The sequence below is a fragment of the Archangium violaceum Cb vi76 genome (assembly GCF_000733295.1).
Taxonomy (GTDB): Bacteria; Myxococcota; Myxococcia; order Myxococcales; family Myxococcaceae; genus Archangium; species Archangium violaceum.
The window spans coordinates 14,568-29,891 of the sequence record NZ_JPMI01000006.1 but is presented as its reverse complement, the minus strand read 5'-3'; the positions used below and the strand labels follow the sequence as shown (position 1 = coordinate 29,891).

Annotated in this window: 15 protein-coding genes; 7 read left to right on the top strand and 8 right to left on the bottom strand. The window is 69.1% G+C overall.

Annotated features, from left to right (window positions below):
- Window positions 1–124: 124 nt before the first annotated feature.
- The 7 genes from Q664_RS51405 to Q664_RS01500 all read left to right on the top strand — a co-directional run bounded on the left by Q664_RS51405 (window position 125) and on the right by Q664_RS01500 (window position 6,641).
- Window positions 125–1,921 carry an OmpA family protein gene (locus Q664_RS51405; protein WP_052517537.1) on the top strand — a complete coding sequence of 599 codons (1,797 nt, stop codon included), beginning with the start codon at window positions 125–127 and terminating at the stop codon, window positions 1,919–1,921.
- A 39-nt stretch (window positions 1,922–1,960) separates the two neighbouring features.
- A complete protein-coding gene (locus Q664_RS01525; protein WP_043389022.1) occupies window positions 1,961–3,526 on the top strand; it encodes a hypothetical protein in 1,566 nt (521 codons plus the stop codon).
- 43 nt (window positions 3,527–3,569) lie between these two features.
- Window positions 3,570–4,289: a Coq4 family protein gene (locus Q664_RS01520; RefSeq protein ID WP_043389019.1), complete on the top strand. Its 720-nt coding sequence runs from the start codon at window positions 3,570–3,572 to the stop codon at window positions 4,287–4,289.
- A 28-nt stretch (window positions 4,290–4,317) separates the two neighbouring features.
- Window positions 4,318–4,989: an SDR family oxidoreductase gene (locus Q664_RS01515; RefSeq protein ID WP_043389018.1), complete on the top strand. Its 672-nt coding sequence runs from the start codon at window positions 4,318–4,320 to the stop codon at window positions 4,987–4,989.
- Complete coding sequence (locus Q664_RS01510; RefSeq protein WP_043389015.1) at window positions 4,989–5,765, top strand: SDR family NAD(P)-dependent oxidoreductase; 777 nt, start codon at window positions 4,989–4,991, stop codon at window positions 5,763–5,765. Before Q664_RS01515 ends, Q664_RS01510 begins: the two co-directional genes overlap by 1 nt.
- An 88-nt stretch (window positions 5,766–5,853) precedes the next feature.
- Window positions 5,854–6,291, top strand: a complete 438-nt coding sequence (locus Q664_RS01505) for a hypothetical protein (RefSeq protein ID WP_052517536.1) — start codon at window positions 5,854–5,856, stop codon at window positions 6,289–6,291.
- Window positions 6,288–6,641, top strand: a complete 354-nt coding sequence (locus Q664_RS01500; protein WP_160174307.1) for a hypothetical protein — start codon at window positions 6,288–6,290, stop codon at window positions 6,639–6,641. The genes Q664_RS01505 and Q664_RS01500 overlap by 4 nt, the downstream gene beginning before the upstream one ends.
- 39 nt (window positions 6,642–6,680) lie before the next feature.
- Here the strand turns inward: Q664_RS01500 and Q664_RS01495 are convergent, their stop codons facing one another.
- The 8 genes from Q664_RS01495 to Q664_RS01460 all read right to left on the bottom strand — a co-directional run bounded on the left by Q664_RS01495 (window position 6,681) and on the right by Q664_RS01460 (window position 15,203).
- Window positions 6,681–7,478: a hypothetical protein gene (locus tag Q664_RS01495; RefSeq protein ID WP_043389120.1), complete on the bottom strand. Its 798-nt coding sequence runs from the start codon at window positions 7,476–7,478 to the stop codon at window positions 6,681–6,683.
- Between the two features lie 17 nt (window positions 7,479–7,495).
- Window positions 7,496–8,236 carry a TlyA family RNA methyltransferase gene (locus tag Q664_RS01490; protein WP_043389012.1) on the bottom strand — a complete coding sequence of 247 codons (741 nt, stop codon included), beginning with the start codon at window positions 8,234–8,236 and terminating at the stop codon, window positions 7,496–7,498.
- Complete coding sequence (locus tag Q664_RS01485) at window positions 8,233–9,987, bottom strand: 1-deoxy-D-xylulose-5-phosphate synthase (protein WP_043389010.1); 1,755 nt, start codon at window positions 9,985–9,987, stop codon at window positions 8,233–8,235. Before Q664_RS01485 ends, Q664_RS01490 begins: the two co-directional genes overlap by 4 nt.
- Window positions 9,987–10,877 (bottom strand): polyprenyl synthetase family protein, encoded by an 891-nt coding sequence (locus Q664_RS01480; RefSeq protein WP_043389006.1) that lies wholly within the window; start codon window positions 10,875–10,877, stop codon window positions 9,987–9,989. Before Q664_RS01480 ends, Q664_RS01485 begins: the two co-directional genes overlap by 1 nt.
- A 1-nt stretch (window position 10,878) precedes the next feature.
- A complete protein-coding gene (locus Q664_RS01475; protein ID WP_043389004.1) occupies window positions 10,879–11,268 on the bottom strand; it encodes a response regulator in 390 nt (129 codons plus the stop codon).
- A 30-nt stretch (window positions 11,269–11,298) separates the two neighbouring features.
- Window positions 11,299–11,655: an exodeoxyribonuclease VII small subunit gene (gene xseB, locus Q664_RS01470; RefSeq protein ID WP_043389001.1), complete on the bottom strand. Its 357-nt coding sequence runs from the start codon at window positions 11,653–11,655 to the stop codon at window positions 11,299–11,301.
- A gap of 78 nt (window positions 11,656–11,733) precedes the next feature.
- Window positions 11,734–13,473, bottom strand: coding sequence for an exodeoxyribonuclease VII large subunit (gene xseA / locus Q664_RS01465; protein ID WP_043388999.1), 1,740 nt, complete (start codon window positions 13,471–13,473; stop codon window positions 11,734–11,736).
- Complete coding sequence (locus Q664_RS01460) at window positions 13,470–15,203, bottom strand: FHA domain-containing protein (protein WP_326938653.1); 1,734 nt, start codon at window positions 15,201–15,203, stop codon at window positions 13,470–13,472. Before Q664_RS01460 ends, xseA begins: the two co-directional genes overlap by 4 nt.
- Window positions 15,204–15,324 lie beyond the last annotated feature (121 nt).

Genomic DNA, 15,324 nt, shown 5'->3' with positions numbered 1-15,324 from the left:
CCCCTTCCCACGCCCCGGCCCCCCTCCCCCGGCCGAGCAAGCACTCGCTTCCTCGTCCGCTCGGGAAACGACCCAGATGGTTGGGTACTCAACACAGCCGGGCCCCTCCACCCCTTCCCCGGGGTTGGATCAGACCTATCAGGCGCACAGCCCCGCCACGCTCGGCAACTCCTGGATGGATGCGCGCAACCTGCGCCATGGCTCCACCGCCACGGGTGGCGTGGGACTGCTGCGCCTGGCCGGAGCGGACCTCGGACGCAAGGGCGTGCTGCGCTTCTCGGCCACAGGCGAGTTCTTCTCCACCTCGGACTTCCCCGTCCAGGGCGCGACCAACACGCGCACCGGCGGCACCTTCGCCGTCGGCTACGTGCCGCTCGACTTCCTCGATCTCTCGCTGTCCTACACGGCCTCGACGAACACCAACACGCGCTCCTCGCCCAACCTCATCCAGGCCCTCGGAGACGTGACGCTGGGCGCGCGCGCCACGAAACAGTGGCTCCCCGGACTGTGGGCGGGCGCGGACGTGCGCGTGATGACCTTCTCCGGCGTGGGCAGCAATCAGATCGCCTTCGGCTTCTCGCCCCGCGCGGTGGCCACCTATGACGCGCGCTCGCTGAGCCCGATGCTCCCCCTCCGCCTCCACGCCAACCTGGGCCTCCTGCTGGATGGCACGGGCTCGCTGGTGGATGCCGGACGGCTCAACGCCGCCGAGGAGTACGCGCTGGGCATCAACCGCTACGCCCGCCTGGGCGTGGGATTCGGGCTGGAGGTGCCGTTGCCCGTCGTCACGCCCTTCCTCGAGTACGGGCTGACCTCGCCGCTCGGCGTGCCGGACGGACAGCTCGTCGCGCCGGATGGGAGCCTCGTGCCCGTGGGCAGCGTGGCGCCCCAGACACTCGGACTGGGTCTCAAGGTGACGGCGGTGCAGAACCTCACCTTCACCGCCGCGGCCGAGCTCGGCCTCACGCGCATGGTGGGCCGGGGCGTGCAGCCCGTGCCGCCCTTCAACCTGGTGCTCGGCGCCTCCTTCAACGTGGATCCGGCGCTGCAGGCCAGTGGGACGCGGGTGATTGAACGCGTGGTGGTGCGCGAGCCCACGCCGGTGGAGCAGACGACCCCCACCCCGGTCCGGACCGAGACGACCCAGGTGGCCCAAGTGCCCCAACCGACCCAGGCGCCTCAGTCGACCCAGCCGACCCAGCCGACCCAGGTGGTCCAGCCGACCCAGGTGGCCCAAGTGCCCCAGCCTACCCAGGCGCCTCAGTCGATCCAGGTGATCGAAGCGCCCCAGCAAGCGCCCCAGATGGTCATGGCCCTGGCCGTCACCTCCAAGCGCAAGCCCGTGCCGGCCACGCTGATCTTCTTCGGCGGTCCCACGCCGCGGCAGGTGAAGTACTCAAAGGCCGACGCGGCGTCCCACCAGATTCAGCTGCCAGCCGGCCGCTACGTGGTGGAGGTCACCGCCCCCGGCTTCCTGGCCCAGACGCGCACGGTGGAAGCCGCCGATGGCGCCTCGCTGAAGCTGTCCTTCGACCTGGTGCCCGAGCCGAAGCAGCGGCAGGTGAAGCGCGAGAACGACAAGCTGGAGCTGCTGCAGCCGGTGCGCTTCGCGGATGGCAAGGCCGTGCTGCTGCCGGACAGCCACGCACTGCTCGCGCAGGTGATGGACCTGATGGTGCGCAATGGCATCCAGCGCGTCCGCATCGAGGGGCACACCGACAACCAGGGCGACAAGACGGCCAACCTGAACCTGTCCAAGGAGCGGGCGCGCGCGGTAGCGGACTACCTGATCAAAGCGGGGTTGGATCCCTCGCGCATCGAGTCCGACGGCTTCGGCGACAGCCGGCCCGTTGCTCCCAACATGACCCCCAAGGGCCGCGAGCTGAACCGGCGCGTGGACTTCGTCATCCTGGACCGCTGATGTCCGGCGGGTGGCGCCCGGGCTAGACTCGGCGCCACCATGCATACCCCCCCCTCTCGCCGGGCCTTCGTCCGCCCGGCCCTGCTGCTGCCGTTCCTCGCCCTCGCCTGCAACCCGCCCCCTCCGCCCACCACGCCGGAACCTCCCCAGGTCAGCGTCGTCGTGGACCAGCCGAACACCGTGGGAAAGAGCCTCAAGCTCTTCATCACCGCGACCGGCTGCGACGAGGTCCAACGGCTGGAGCTGCTCGACAACAACGAGCTGATCAAGCAGGTGACCTACAACGCCACCCCCACCCCGGTGGAGCTGGCGACGAATGAGCTGCGCTACACGAGGGGGCTCGCCACGAACCTGTCCCTCACCGCGCGCGTCACCTGCGCCGACGGGCGCACCAACGTCTCCCAGGCCCAGTCGGCCACGTACTTCCCGGTGGAGGAGGTCATCGAGCCCATCAACTCCACCACGCCCGCGGTGCCGGACTACTTCGTCGTCGATGGCAGCGGCGCCAACGCGAGCTTCATCGGCTGCACGAAGGAAGGCTCGCGCTCGTTCCTCTACAAGGTGGAGAAGAGCAACCCGGCGAACCGGAAGTCCATCGAGATGGACTTCCCCTGCGAGCCGAGCACGATCATCACCGACCGCAAGCCCGCGACCACCGGCTGGCGCTGGGTGTGGACGAGGGGCCAGGGAGCCTTCGCCATCAACAAGGACTTCGAGGTCACCGCCAGGACGGCCCTGGCCGTGAAGAATCTGTCGGTGGCCCCGGACGGCAAGGCCTTCATCTACGACGTCATCAACCTCACGCTCCTCAAGCCCGAGGGCGGTGGGACGGCCTGGGCTCTGGAGATCGGAGATCCGGAGGGCATCATCACCAGCCTGGTCCTCTCCGATCCCTTCGTGCGGCCCGATGGCCGGGTCGCCATTCCGTTCTACGACGAAGGTGTCGACGTGACCCACATCCGGGTGGGGACCGTGCGGTACAGCGACGGGCAGGACCTCAAGATGTACGACGTCGATACGATCGCGCCCATCCAGGAGCCGCCCGTGGCGTTCGATCCCACCGGGAAGGTGCTGTACCTGGCCACCCAGACCACCAGTCCGAAGATCTTCGCGACCGTCCGGGCCTGCGGCTTCGAGGAGGGCAGGTGCATTCCCTCGGAGAAGCGGCTGTGGATCAGCTCGGAACTGTCGGGATACATGGCCGGGCTGGTGCCGTACAACAACGGCACCCGTCTGGCGGCCATCGGCTCGCAACGCTTCTGGTTCCTGGAGGCGAGAGACGGCCAGCCCAACGAGGGGCAGGCCGTGAACAAGGATCAGCAGCCGCTCATCGCGAACGGGTCACTGGTGGCGCGCTTCGCGCAGCCGGGGGCGGGCGACACGTTCTACATGTTCACCAGCGCGGGCTGGGATGCGGACGACCCCCCTCCCTATCCCGTGGAGATCGTCGCCACGGACGCGGCCGAGAGGGGTGAGCTGTTCCGCTACCGGGTGCCGGGCGGCAGCCTCTACGGAGCGCTGGATGACTCGGAGGCGCTCTGGCTGCGCGTGGGTACCAGGCTGGTGAAGCCATTCACACCGGCGCAGTACCGCTCGATGCGCTGAGCGTTCCGCAATACCCTCCCCTGTCCTCTTCGTTGGAGCCTCCATGTCCAAGCCCCAGGAAATCGCACGTGGTCTGACGGAACGGCGGGCGACCCTGGGCGAGGCCGTCCCCGTGCTTCGCAGCGCCGGGCTCCAGGCCGCCAGCGATGCCGCCCTGCTCGCGGTACCGGGATTCCAGCGCCTCCATGCCGAGCGCTGGGATCCTCCGATTCCGGAGCTGGAGACACTCGCGGCGCTGCCGGTGGGCTCGTTCGGGCACGCCTACGCGGGGTACATGGAACACTACCGGCTGTCTCCCGACTTCTTTCCCATCCAGACACGGCTCGGCGCGGACGCGACCCCCACGCAGTACGCCGTCCACCGGCTCAACAAGAGCCACGACTTCATCCACGTGCTGGGAGCGTACGAGACGTCGGACACGGACGAGGTGGCCATCCAATCGTTCGTGTTCGGCATGGCTCCGGTGGCGCTCGCCACCTTCCTGGCGGAGGCGGCGGTGCACCCGGACATCCGGCAGGCCCGGTACAAGCACCTGCGCGACATCTACGCGGGGCAGATCCAGGCGGAGGATTTCGAGCGGGGGGCCGTCGCCTCGGCCCTGCTGGGTGAGCGCCTCGAGACCCTGTGGGAGGTGCCGCTGGAGGAGCTGCGGCAGCGGCTCGGCATCGCCGCGCGAGCCCCCGAGTACCTGGGACGTGGCGGAGAGAATTCCTGCGGTGGCTTCACGGCCATGCCGTTCTTCACCGCGACAGGAGCCACCTGAGGGACACCATCCGGCCTACACTGCCCTCATGAGCGTTCGGAACATGATCGTCATCGGTGGGACCGGTGAGATCGGCAAGGCAGTCATCGCCAGACTGAGGGCCGAGGGCGTGCGCGCCGTGTGCGCCTCGAATGACGTGAAGCAGGAGACGGCGGACGAGATGCGGGTCGACATCACGGACGAGGCCTCCGTGGCGTCGCTGTTCGAGCGGGCGGAAAAGGAAGTGGGACCCATCTCCGTGCTGATCAACTGCGCGGGCGTCGGGGTCTTCACGTCCATCGCGGACACCTCGGTCCAGGATTGGCGCAGGACGCTCGAGGTGAACCTGACGGGGGCCTTCATCTGTTCGCGCGAGGCGTTCAACCGGATGAAGACCCGGGGCGGCGGGAGGCTCATCCACATCGGCTCCATCAGCGATCACCTCACGCTGCCCATGAACGGCTCGTATGCCGCGTCCAAACATGGGGTCCGGGCCCTGACGGGAGTGCTGAACGAAGAGGGAAAGCCCTACTCCATCCGGGCCACGCTCATCTCCCTGGGCGCCGTCTACACGTCCTTCTGGAAGACGCGCCCGGAGTTCAGCGCGGCCGACATGCTGTCCGTGGAGGACGTGGCCCAGAGCATCTGGGAGATCGCCCAGAAGCCCTTGAACGTCCGGGTCGATGAGCTCCGGCTCCTTCCTCCGAAGGGGGTGCTCTGATGGGAGCGCGATTGGAGGCGAAGCTGGCGCTCGTCACCGGAGCCAGCCGCGGCATTGGCGCGGCGATCGCGGAAGTGCTCGCGGAGAATGGTTACCAGGTGGCCCTGCTGGCCCGTGACGCACAGGCCCTGTCCAGGCTCGAGCAGAAGCTGACCGCCTCCGGGGCCCGGGCTCGGACCTTTATCTGCGATGTCGCGGATGAGGCAGCGGTGGATGCAACGCTCGCCCGCATCGAGACGGAGCTGGGTGTCCCCGGTGTCATCGTGAACAACGCGGGCTATGGCGGCCCCTTCCATCGCGCGGACGAGGTTCCCACGGAAGAGTGGAAGACCCTGTTCGGCGTGAACATGGATGGCGTCTATTACATCTGCCGGTGGGCGCTCCCTCGCATGAAGACCGGAGGGTATGGGCGGATCGTGAACATCTCCTCCATCCAGGGCCTGTTTGGCGGAGCGCAATCATCCACCTATGCGGCCACCAAGCACGCGCTCATCGGCTACTCCAAGACCCTCGCCGTGGAATGGGGCGCGTACGGCATCACCTGCAACGCCATCTGCCCGGGTTACATCGACACGGAGATGCTGGCGAAGGCGGACCCCGAGGTGAGGAAGGCGTTGTTGCGAAGGATTCCCGCCGGGAGGTTCGGAACCGGCGAGGACGTGGCCAGGATGGTGGCCTTCCTCGTCGGGCCCCATGGGAGCTACATCAACGGCAGCGCGCTGGTGATCGACGGCGGCCTGTCGTCGCACCTGGCCAACGACGTGCCTTCATTCTGAGCCCGCGGCCCTGCTCCCTCCGTCTTGGGGGCTTGAGCCACTGGGCTAACACGCTGGATACTGGCTCCCCTGTGTGGGAGGCACATTCATGCCCGGCATCCGTGAAAGGACATTCCCCACCGTGGTCCAGGGGCAGATCTTCTCGCACTCCTCCAAGAGCAAAGGCGGCGAAAAGAACGGACTCGAGTTCACCAAGGACACCGGTGAGGACGGAACGGTCATGAAGGCCGAGATCGAAAATCTCGCGCCGCTCGACTGGGATCCGAGGCAGGGCCATCTCATCCTGTCCGGGTGTAACTCCCGCCTCAAGGGCACACGCAAGTGGGCACCGGCGGAGGTCTTCGCGCGTTCGCAAAAGGTGACGACCACGGGACAGAGCGGCTACGCCTACTTCTCCACCGACCCGAGCAAGTACGTGGAGATCGACGAGAGTTCCACGACCATCTACCTGTGGGCCTTCGAGCGAATGCGGAATGGGTGGGCAGGGAATGGCAACAGGATGGAAGGCCTGATGTTCAGCCCATGAGCGGGACCTCCTCGATGCAAGCCGGATCGATGCGTTGGCTCTCCTGGCGAGGACTCCTTGGACTGAGCAGCGGTCTAGCGCTCGTCCTCTTCTGGAGCCTCGTGGCCGCCCGGCTGGCCATGTACTCGGAGAACCACACCGGGGTGAGCGTGCTGTGGGCGCTTCCTCTGGCCTTGGTGGCGATGCTCGCGGGAGGGCTCTGGCTGGCGGCCCATCGCCGTCGCGCGGGGACCGTGCTGTTGGTGCTAGGCCTGCTGACGGCTGGAGGGGCCGTGCTGCTCGACCGGCTCGACATCCTGGTCGAGTACGAAGAGTGGCTGGAGCGAGGAATGCCGGAGCGCCCGTTCTGAGCGCCGCAAGACGGAATCCGCCATCAGCGTTGATTCGTCTTATGGGCGCTCGGTCTCTTGCTCTTCTTCCTCGTCAACGCTGGCCATGGAGAGAGGATAGAGGACACGGTGATTGATATTTGGATAGTACGCCGCGAGGTAGAACTCACGCGCGATCATCACCCATGTGCGCCTGGCTGGAGTGGGCTGCCCGTTCAGCCAGGCTTCCGCCTCCTCACGAGTAGTGAATGAAGCTGTGGCAACGGGCGGCTCCACCCGCTTGAGCCACGCGAGATAGCGCTCGAGGTGGCGATTCCATGGCAGGCAGCGAAAATCCGTTTCGCGCTCATAAACCACATCATGGTACCGGCCGCCGATCAGGATATCAGCGAAAGCGGGCGGAGACGGATGGGTCTCAAGCCAGGCTTCCGCCTCCTGCTGTGTTTCAAACGAGGCCACTACAAATGGCGGAGCATGGGATTCGACATGCTCGACGAAATCGCTGAAGGCCTCATGCTGCCCGGCTGAAGAGACGAAGCGAAGCGCGTCGAGGATGGTCTGGATCGGCACCTGCTCTCCAGCGGCCTCGGGGTCATCGAGAAGCTTCCCGAAGAAGCGCTCTGTCTTGCTCAGGAGTTCTCGCAGCCCCGTGGAGCCATTCTCGCCAATAGCCTGGGCTTCACGAGACCCGCCGTGTGCTCGAAAATCCTCGAAGGGGTACCATTGGCCAGTGGCGGAGATGAAGTCCAAGGCGTCTCGTGTGAGGCTGAGAATCCGCGCCTGCTCCGGAGGCTGCCCCTTGCGCCAACGCCTCCCAATCACCTGCTGTGCATCCGAGAGGATGAGGGGACTCGTCATGGAGTCACCGCCAAGCGTCACGGTTTGTCCGCAATGAGCAGGGCCTCGACATTGCCGGCGGGACCAGGCACGGTCGAGTCCATCACCCCACGCACCGCGAGCCCCTGCTCCCGGACGAACGCGGACATCGAGTCGATGGCCTCCTGGCGCGCGGCCGGGTCCTTCACCACGCCGCCCTTCCCCACTTTGTCGGGCCCTACCTCGAACTGGGGCTTCACCAGCGCCACCAGCAGGCCCTTGGGCTTCAGGAATGGCAGCACCGCCGGCAGCACCTGCGTCAGCGAGATGAAGCTCACGTCGATGACCATGACGTCCACCGACTCGGGCAGGTCCTCGGCCGTCAGGTAACGGGCGTTGACGCGCTCGCGCGAGCGCACCCGTGGATCCGTCCGCAGCTTCTCGTGCAACTGTCCGTAGCCCACGTCGATGGCATGGACGTGCGTGGCTCCCTCCTGCAACAGGCAGTCGGTGAAGCCTCCCGTGCTGGCGCCAATGTCCGCGGCCACCTTGCCGCGCACGTCCAGTCCGAAGCGCTCCAGGGCGGCCTTCAGCTTCAGCCCGCCCCGGGACACGTAGGGCAGCACCTCGCCCTTGAGCCGCAACTCGGCCTCCACCGGCACCAGCGCCCCGGGCTTGTCCACCCGCTGATCCGCCACCACCACCTGGCCCGCGAGAATCAACGCCTGCGCCTTGGTCCGCGACTCGGCCAGCCCCCGCTCCACCACCAGCACGTCCAGGCGCTCCTTGCGTGGCTTCACGGCGCACCTCCCTCGGCGAGCAGCGCCAGGGCGGCTCGCCGCAGGCCCGCGGCATCCAGGCCCAGTTCGGCCCGCTGCACGCGCGCATCTCCGTGGGACACGAAGGTGTCCGGCATGCCCAGCAGCTTCACCCGGGCTCCCACGCCCCTCGCGGCGAGCAACTCCAGCACCGCGCTGCCCAGCCCACCGTGCGTCGTCCCCTCCTCCACCACCACCACGCGCCCGCACGCGGCGGCCTCCAGCACCGCCGCCTCGTCGAGCGGGGTGACGAAGCGCGCATCCAGCACGCTCCACCCCGGCTCCGAGGCAGCGGCCTCCAGCGCGGACACACCCAGCGGCCCGAGCGTGATGAAGGCCACCCGCGCCTGTGCCGCCCGCTTCAACCAGCGCGCCCCGCTCACCGGGACCGTCTCCGGCGGCGGCTCCGCGGGCAGCACCGGCAGCGTGCCCCGGGGGAAGCGCATCAGCGAGGGCCCGGGCAACGCGAGCGCGGTGGCGAGCATCTCCGTCACGTCCTCGCCCGTCACCGGAGCCATCATCGTCAGGCCGGGAATGGGCCGCAGCGAGGCCACGTCATAGGTGCCCTGGTGCGTGGCGCCATCCGCGCCCACCAGCCCCGCCCGGTCCACGGCGAACACCACGGGCAGGCCCGGCAAACACACGTCGTGGATGATCTGATCGTACGCGCGCTGCAGGAACGTCGAGTAGATGGCGCACACGGGCCTCAGCCCGGTGACGGCCAGGCCCGCGCAGAAGGTGACGGCGTGCTGCTCGGCGATGCCCACGTCGAAGACACGCTCGGGGTAGCGCTGCTTGAGGCCCACCAGCGCCGAGCCCTCCAACATGGCCGGCGTCACCGCCACCACGCGCTCGTCCCGCGCCATGGCCTCTTCCAATGCCGAGGCGAAGGCCTCGCTGAAGGTCCGCTGGCCGCCGCGCGAGCGCACCAGCTTTCCATCCCGCCACTCGTACGGCCCCATGGCGTGGCCGCGCGTCTGCGTGTCCGCCTCGGCCGGAGGAAAACCCCTGCCCTTCTGCGTCATCGCGTGCACCACCACCGGGCGCGTGGAGGCCCGGGCCTCGCGCAGTGCCCGCGTGAGCGCCCCGAGGTCATGCCCGTCCACCGGCCCCAGGTACGTGAAGCCCAGCCCCTCGAAGAAGCCCCGGGCCTCGCGCGTGCGCAGCAACGCGGGAATGGCGCCCACGTTGGCGGAGATGGACATCTGGTTGTCGTTGAGCACCACCACCAGCGGCAGGTGCGTGCCCCCGGTGTTGTTGAGGCCCTCGAAGGTCAGCCCACCGGTGAGCGCCCCGTCCCCCACCACCGCCACCGCGTGCCCGGGCTGTCCCCGCAGCTTCTTGCCCTGGAGCATCCCCAGCGCCGCGGACACGGCGGTGCTCGCATGGCCCGCGGCCAGCGCGTCGTGGTGGCTCTCCCGCGGGTCCAGGAAGGGGGAGATGCCGCCCGCCTGACGCAGGGTCCCCATGCGCTCACGCCGGCCCGTCAGCAGCTTGTGCGCGTAGGCCTGGTGGCCCACGTCGAAGACGAGCGCGTCCTGGGGCGAGTGGAAGACGCGGTGCAGGGAGACGATCAGCTCCACCGCGCCGAGCGAGGCGCCCAGGTGACCGCCCACGCGGCCACACAGGGCGATGATGTCCTCGCGCAGCTCCTCGCACAGGCGAGGCAACTCGGACTCGGGGAGCGCGCGGACATCCCCGGGAGATTGGATTCGCGGCAGGAGCCGCTCCATCACGAGCGTCGCTCCACCGAGTAGCGCGCGAGCGCCGCCAGCGGGCCATCGTGCGGCTCCAGCGTCTTCACGGCGTCGATGGCCTCGGCCACCTTGCGCGCCGCGAGCTGCTTGGACTCCTCCAGCCCCAGCACCGCCGGGAAGGTGAAGCGTCCGGCGGCGGCGTCCGCGCCCACCGGCTTGCCCATGGAGGACGCATCCCCCGTGACGTCCAGCACGTCATCGGCGATCTGGAACGCCAGGCCCACCGAGTCCCCATACGTATCCGCGCGGGCCAGCGCGTCCGCGTCCCCACCGGCGGCGAGCACGCCCATGCGGCACGCGGCGCGGATGAGGGCGCCCGTCTTCAGGCGGTGCATCCGCGTGAGGTAGTCGATGTGGGCCGGCCGATCCTCGGCGATGTCCAGCACCTGCCCGCCCACCATGCCCGACGAGCCCGCGGCCACCGCCAGCTCCCGGCACAGCACGCCGCGCACCGGCTCGGGGCCGCCCGCCACCAGGGCGAAGGCGTCCGTGAGCAGCGAGTCACCCGCCAGGATGGCCATGGCCTCGCCGTACACCTTGTGGTTGGTGGGCCGCCCGCGCCGCATGTCGTCGTTGTCCATGGACGGCAGGTCGTCGTGCACCAGCGAGTAGGTGTGGATGAACTCGAGCGCGCACGCGCAGTCCTCCACCGCTCGCGGCACGTTGCTCTGCTTCAGCACCGCCTCCGCGAAGGCCAGGCACAGCACCGGCCGCAGCCGCTTGCCTCCGGCCAGCAGCGAGTAACGCATGGACTCATGCAGACGCGGCGGCACATTCACGCCCAGCTCGTCCGAGCGCGAGCGCAGCAGGTTCTCCACCCGCTCCACCTGGGTCTGCAGGTAGGAATCCAGATCGAAGGACGACATATCAGGGTACCTCGGCGGCGGGCGGAGGGATGAGCTCACGCAACCGCTTGATGAGCGCGTTGAGATCCAGGGGCTTCACGAAATAGTCCGCGGCGCCGGCCTCCCGCCCGCGCTTCCGGTCCTCGGGCTCCCCACGCCCGCTGATGAAGATGATGGGGATGTCCCGGAACTGCTCGTTCTTCTTCACGGCCTTGCACAGCTCGAAGCCATCGATCCAGGACATGTTCACGTCCATGAGGATGATGTCCGGCCGCTTGAGCTGCAGGGAGGAGATCAGCCGCAGCCCATTGGCCGCCGCGTTGACCTCGAAGCCCTCGGACTCCAGGGCGAACGAGAGCAACTCCCGCGTGTCGCGGTCGTCGTCGACAATGGTGACCTTCGGTTTGGGCATGGCGGTCAGGATGGCTCTACAGCCGGGGACCTAGAACGGCACGTCATCCTCGGGAGGCGGCGCCGACCTGGCGGCCCCCGAGCTGCCCCGCGATGGGGCGGGCGCCGGAGTGGAGGGCAGTGCCGGGGGCTTCACGCCCGCCTGCAGGGGAACCACCGCGTCCCGCCCGTCCTCGTTCAACAGCTCCTCGATGCGCTTCTCCGCCGCGTTGAGGAGTTGCTCGCCCCGGCGTACCAGCTTGATGCCTTCCTCGAAGGACTTGAGCGACTCCTCGAGCGTGAGCGTGCCGCCCTCCAGCCGCGCCACCACGTCCTCGAGCCGTTGCACCACGTCCCCGTACTGCTCGGGGACCTCTTCCGCCGCCTTGCCCTTGCTGTCCTTCGCCACTTCCGTCCACCTCGAAAAAGAGCAGCGGACTCTAGAGGAGGCCCCCGCCCGGGTGCCAGCGGGACCTGCACCCGGACGTCAGCAATCCACCGGACCCTTCACCGAGGTGACAGTGGCTTCAATCTCCTCGCACCCCTGGAGTGTCTTCGCCCCGTTGTTGGCGAATTTGATGCCGAGCGTCTCGCCGGGCTGAACGTCCGAGATGGAACGCACCACCCCCCCATCCCGCTTGCGGAACGTCACCGAGTAGCCCCGGGACATGACCTTCAGCGGGCTCATGGCATCCAGCCGCCCTTCTAGCCGCTGGAAGTGCCGCTGTGCCGACGCCAGGGAGTCCTTCTCCAGGGCGACCAGCCGGGCCTTCCGGTCCGCCAGCCGGGCGCGCAGCTCCGCCACCCGGGCCAGGGGCGAGCCGCGCTCCAGCTCCAGCCGGGCCTGGGCCGCCCTCGCCCGCCGCGCCGCCACGTCCGCCCGCACCGCGTCCTTCAACCGCGCGGACAACTGCACCAGCCGCGCCCGCTGCTCGGCGAGCCGGGCCTGGGGCCGCTGGCGCTGGAGGTGCTCGGAGTGCCCCCGGAGCTCCTCGCGCCGCTCGCGCAGCACCTGGCGCAGCACCCGCATCATCGCGTCCTCGGCGTCCGACAGCCTCAACCGCTCCGTGGACAGCCGCCGCCTCGGGTCCACCACCCGCCCGCGCAGGGTCCCCATCCGCTCGCGCAGCTCCAATATCCGGCGCTCGGCCGCCTTGCGCAGCCGCACCGACTGCGTGGCCAGGGCGTACTCCAGATCCTGCAACACCGGGGCGAGCCGCTCCGCCGCCGCGCTGGGCGTGGGCGCGCGCCAGTCCGCCACGAAGTCGGAGATGGTGAAGTCGATCTCATGGCCGATGGCGGACACCACCGGCACCGGCGAGGCGAAGATGGCGCGCGCCACCCGCTCCTCGTTGAACGTCCAGAGGTCCTCCTTCGAGCCGCCGCCGCGCGTGACGACGATGACGTCCACGTCCGTGCGGGACAGGCGCTCGACGCCGCGGGCCACCTCCTCGGCCGAGCCCTCGCCCTGCACGCGCGCGTCGCACAGCAGCACGGACAGGCGCGGGTTGCGCGAGTGCAGCACGCGCAGGAAGTCCTGCAACGCCGCGCCGGTGCGGCTCGTCACCACGCCGATGCGCCGGGGCAGGAAGGGCAGCTCGCGGGGCGGGCGGATGCGGTTGTCGCCGATGAGGCCCTCGGCCGCGAGCCGCGCCTTGAGCTGCTCGAAGGCGAGCGCCAGGGCGCCCTCTCCTTCCGGCTCCAGCTTCTGGGCGATGAGGCTGTAGCGGCCGGCGGGCGCGTACACGTCCACGCTGCCCTCGGCCACCACGGCCAGCCCATCGCGCAGGGCGAAGCGCAGCCTCGCCGCCTGCGAGGCCCACATCTTCACCTCGAGCGAGGCCTCCGCGTCCTTGAGCGAGAAGTACAGGTGGCCGCGGGCATTGGGCCCCCGGAAGCCGGACACCTCGCCGCGCACCAGCACGCGCGGGAAGCGCGACTCAATGGTCACCTTGAGCTGCTGGGTGAGCTCGCCCACGGTGAGCACCGTGCGCGCCGGGGGCGTCCGCGAGGGCGCGCCGGGCAGCGACGGCAGCGCCGCGGACACATCCCCCAGCTCCGAGGGAGGCGGAGGCGCGGGGGGTGGGGGTGGAGGCTCGGGGGGCGGCTTGGGAGCCGCCGCCACCACGCGCCTGGGTGCCACACCGAGCGAGCCGCCGAAGAGATCTCCCTGTCCGGCGGTGTCCTCGGGCGGGGTCTCTCCGGTGCCTCGCCGTTTCCTGGTCACTTGAGCTTCTCGACCCAGCTCTTGGCCTTCTGGTGCGTCTCGTCTTCCGACGGGGTCATGGCCATGACCTCGCGGAACTTGGGCACGGCGTCCTCGGGATTGGTGTCCTTGAGGGCGTAGGCCTGCAGGTAGAGATCCTTCGCCTTGGCGCGCATCTCGGCGACGATGTTGTTGGCGCCGGCATGGCTGGGGTCCGCCTGGAGGGCGCGCTGGGCGTTATCCATGGCGCGGCCGTACTGACCCGACGCCTTCGCGGCCGAGGCGCTCTTGAAGAAGATGTTGGCCGCGCGCGTGCCCGCGTTGCGCGACAGCTTGCTGCCCTGGCCCCGGGTGATCTTCTTGTCCAGGTCCAGCAGGCGCGCCAGGCCCTTGGCGTCCAGGTCCTCCAGCTTCTTGTAGAGGGTGCCGAAGTCCCCCAGCTGCGCCATCAGCGTCTTGCACTGCGGGCTCTTGCCGGCGCAGGCGTTGGCCATGGCCATGGCGCCATTGAGGTCACCATCGCGGAAGCGGTCCACGGCCTGGTCCCACGGCTTGGGCGCCTCCTTGACCGGGGTAGGCGGAGGAGGCGCGTCGCGGATGGCGATGGCGCGCGCCGCCTCCTCGTTGATGACCTTGGCGTCGCGGTGCTCCGGATCGGCCACGAGCACGTCGTCGGTGATGGCCTTGGCCTGGTCCAGCTGCTTCTGCTCCAGCAGCGTCAGCGCCTCACGCACGCGCTTGTCGGCCTTGTCCTTCAGGGACGTGCGCAGCTGGCGCACCGTCTCGAAGAGCTGGGTGTCCTTGCTCACCTTGGCCAGGGCCGTGGCCGCCGGACCGAGCTGGTTCTTCTCCAGCGACGACCTGGCCGCGTCGAGCGCCTGCTGGTTGGGGATCTCCTTCTCCACGCGCGCCAGGTAGTCCGGCAGCTGCACGTAGTTGGGCTCCATCTCCTGGAGCTCCAGCAGCTTCGCCTTGGCATCCATCCACTTGCCATCGCGGATGGAGTTCTTGGCCTCCTGGAAGAGCGAGTCCATCGCCTCCCGCCGTTGCTGGGCGAGCTGCGCGTTCTGGGCCTCGACCTCCGCTTCACGCTGCTGCTGCACCTTCATGATGACCAGCAGGCCCGCCAGCATCACGAAGACGGCCGCGGTGAGGATCAACAGGCGCTTCTTGCGCTGCTGCGCGGCGGGATCCTGCGGCGTGACCGCGGCACGGCCACGAGCGCTGCGCACGCGGGTCTCGGGCCGGCCTGGACGGCGCGGTACCGCGCCGCTGGCCCCACTCACCTCGCCTCCGGCCTCCTCGGCGGGAGCGGCCGCGGGAGCCGAGGACCGGGTGCTGCCGCGGCCCGGACGCGGCGGGGGCGCCGTCGGCATCGGCATCATCATCGTGGCGTTGGAGTTGTCGTTGAACGTCAACTCCGTGTCGCCCAGGACGAGGGTGTCGCTGTGGGTCAGCGGCATCTCGTCGGTGAGGGGCTCGCCGTTGAGGAGCGTGCCGTTGCCGGAGCCCAGATCGTTCACCACCCAGCCCCCGCCCAGGCGGCGGATGAGCACGTGCTTGCGGGACACCGAGGTGTCCGGGATGCAGATGGGGTTGTCGTTGGCGCGGCCGATGACGTACTCGCCATCCTCCAGCGCGAACTCCTGACCGGCGCACGGGCCCGCCGAGCACACCAGTTTGGTGCCCATCACCGGCAGCGGGGGCTCGGCGCGTACGGCGGGCGCCACACCGGTGGCGGTCCTGCGCACCGCGGGACGCTGCCTGGTGGAGCCGCTCGAGGAAGCATCACCCGAGGAGGATCCCGTCGTGGAACGACGGCGTGCGGGAGGGGAACCGTTCGACATGGAAAGTCACCACTTCGTTGGGTGC

Excerpts from the sequence above, each read along its gene's own strand:
- Q664_RS01525 (WP_043389022.1), top strand. The coding sequence starts at position 1,961 with ATGCATACCCCCCCCTCTCGCCGGGCCTTCGTCCGCCCGGCCCTGCTG.
- Q664_RS01520 (WP_043389019.1), top strand. The coding sequence starts at position 3,570 with ATGTCCAAGCCCCAGGAAATCGCACGTGGTCTGACGGAACGGCGGGCG.
- Q664_RS01515 (WP_043389018.1), top strand. The coding sequence starts at position 4,318 with ATGAGCGTTCGGAACATGATCGTCATCGGTGGGACCGGTGAGATCGGC.
- Q664_RS01510 (WP_043389015.1), top strand. The coding sequence starts at position 4,989 with ATGGGAGCGCGATTGGAGGCGAAGCTGGCGCTCGTCACCGGAGCCAGC.
- Q664_RS01505 (WP_052517536.1), top strand. The coding sequence starts at position 5,854 with ATGCCCGGCATCCGTGAAAGGACATTCCCCACCGTGGTCCAGGGGCAG.
- Q664_RS01500 (WP_160174307.1), top strand. The coding sequence starts at position 6,288 with ATGAGCGGGACCTCCTCGATGCAAGCCGGATCGATGCGTTGGCTCTCC.
- Q664_RS01495 (WP_043389120.1), bottom strand. The coding sequence starts at position 7,478 with ATGACGAGTCCCCTCATCCTCTCGGATGCACAGCAGGTGATTGGGAGG.
- Q664_RS01485 (WP_043389010.1), bottom strand. The coding sequence starts at position 9,987 with ATGGAGCGGCTCCTGCCGCGAATCCAATCTCCCGGGGATGTCCGCGCG.
- Q664_RS01480 (WP_043389006.1), bottom strand. The coding sequence starts at position 10,877 with ATGTCGTCCTTCGATCTGGATTCCTACCTGCAGACCCAGGTGGAGCGG.
- Q664_RS01475 (WP_043389004.1), bottom strand. The coding sequence starts at position 11,268 with ATGCCCAAACCGAAGGTCACCATTGTCGACGACGACCGCGACACGCGG.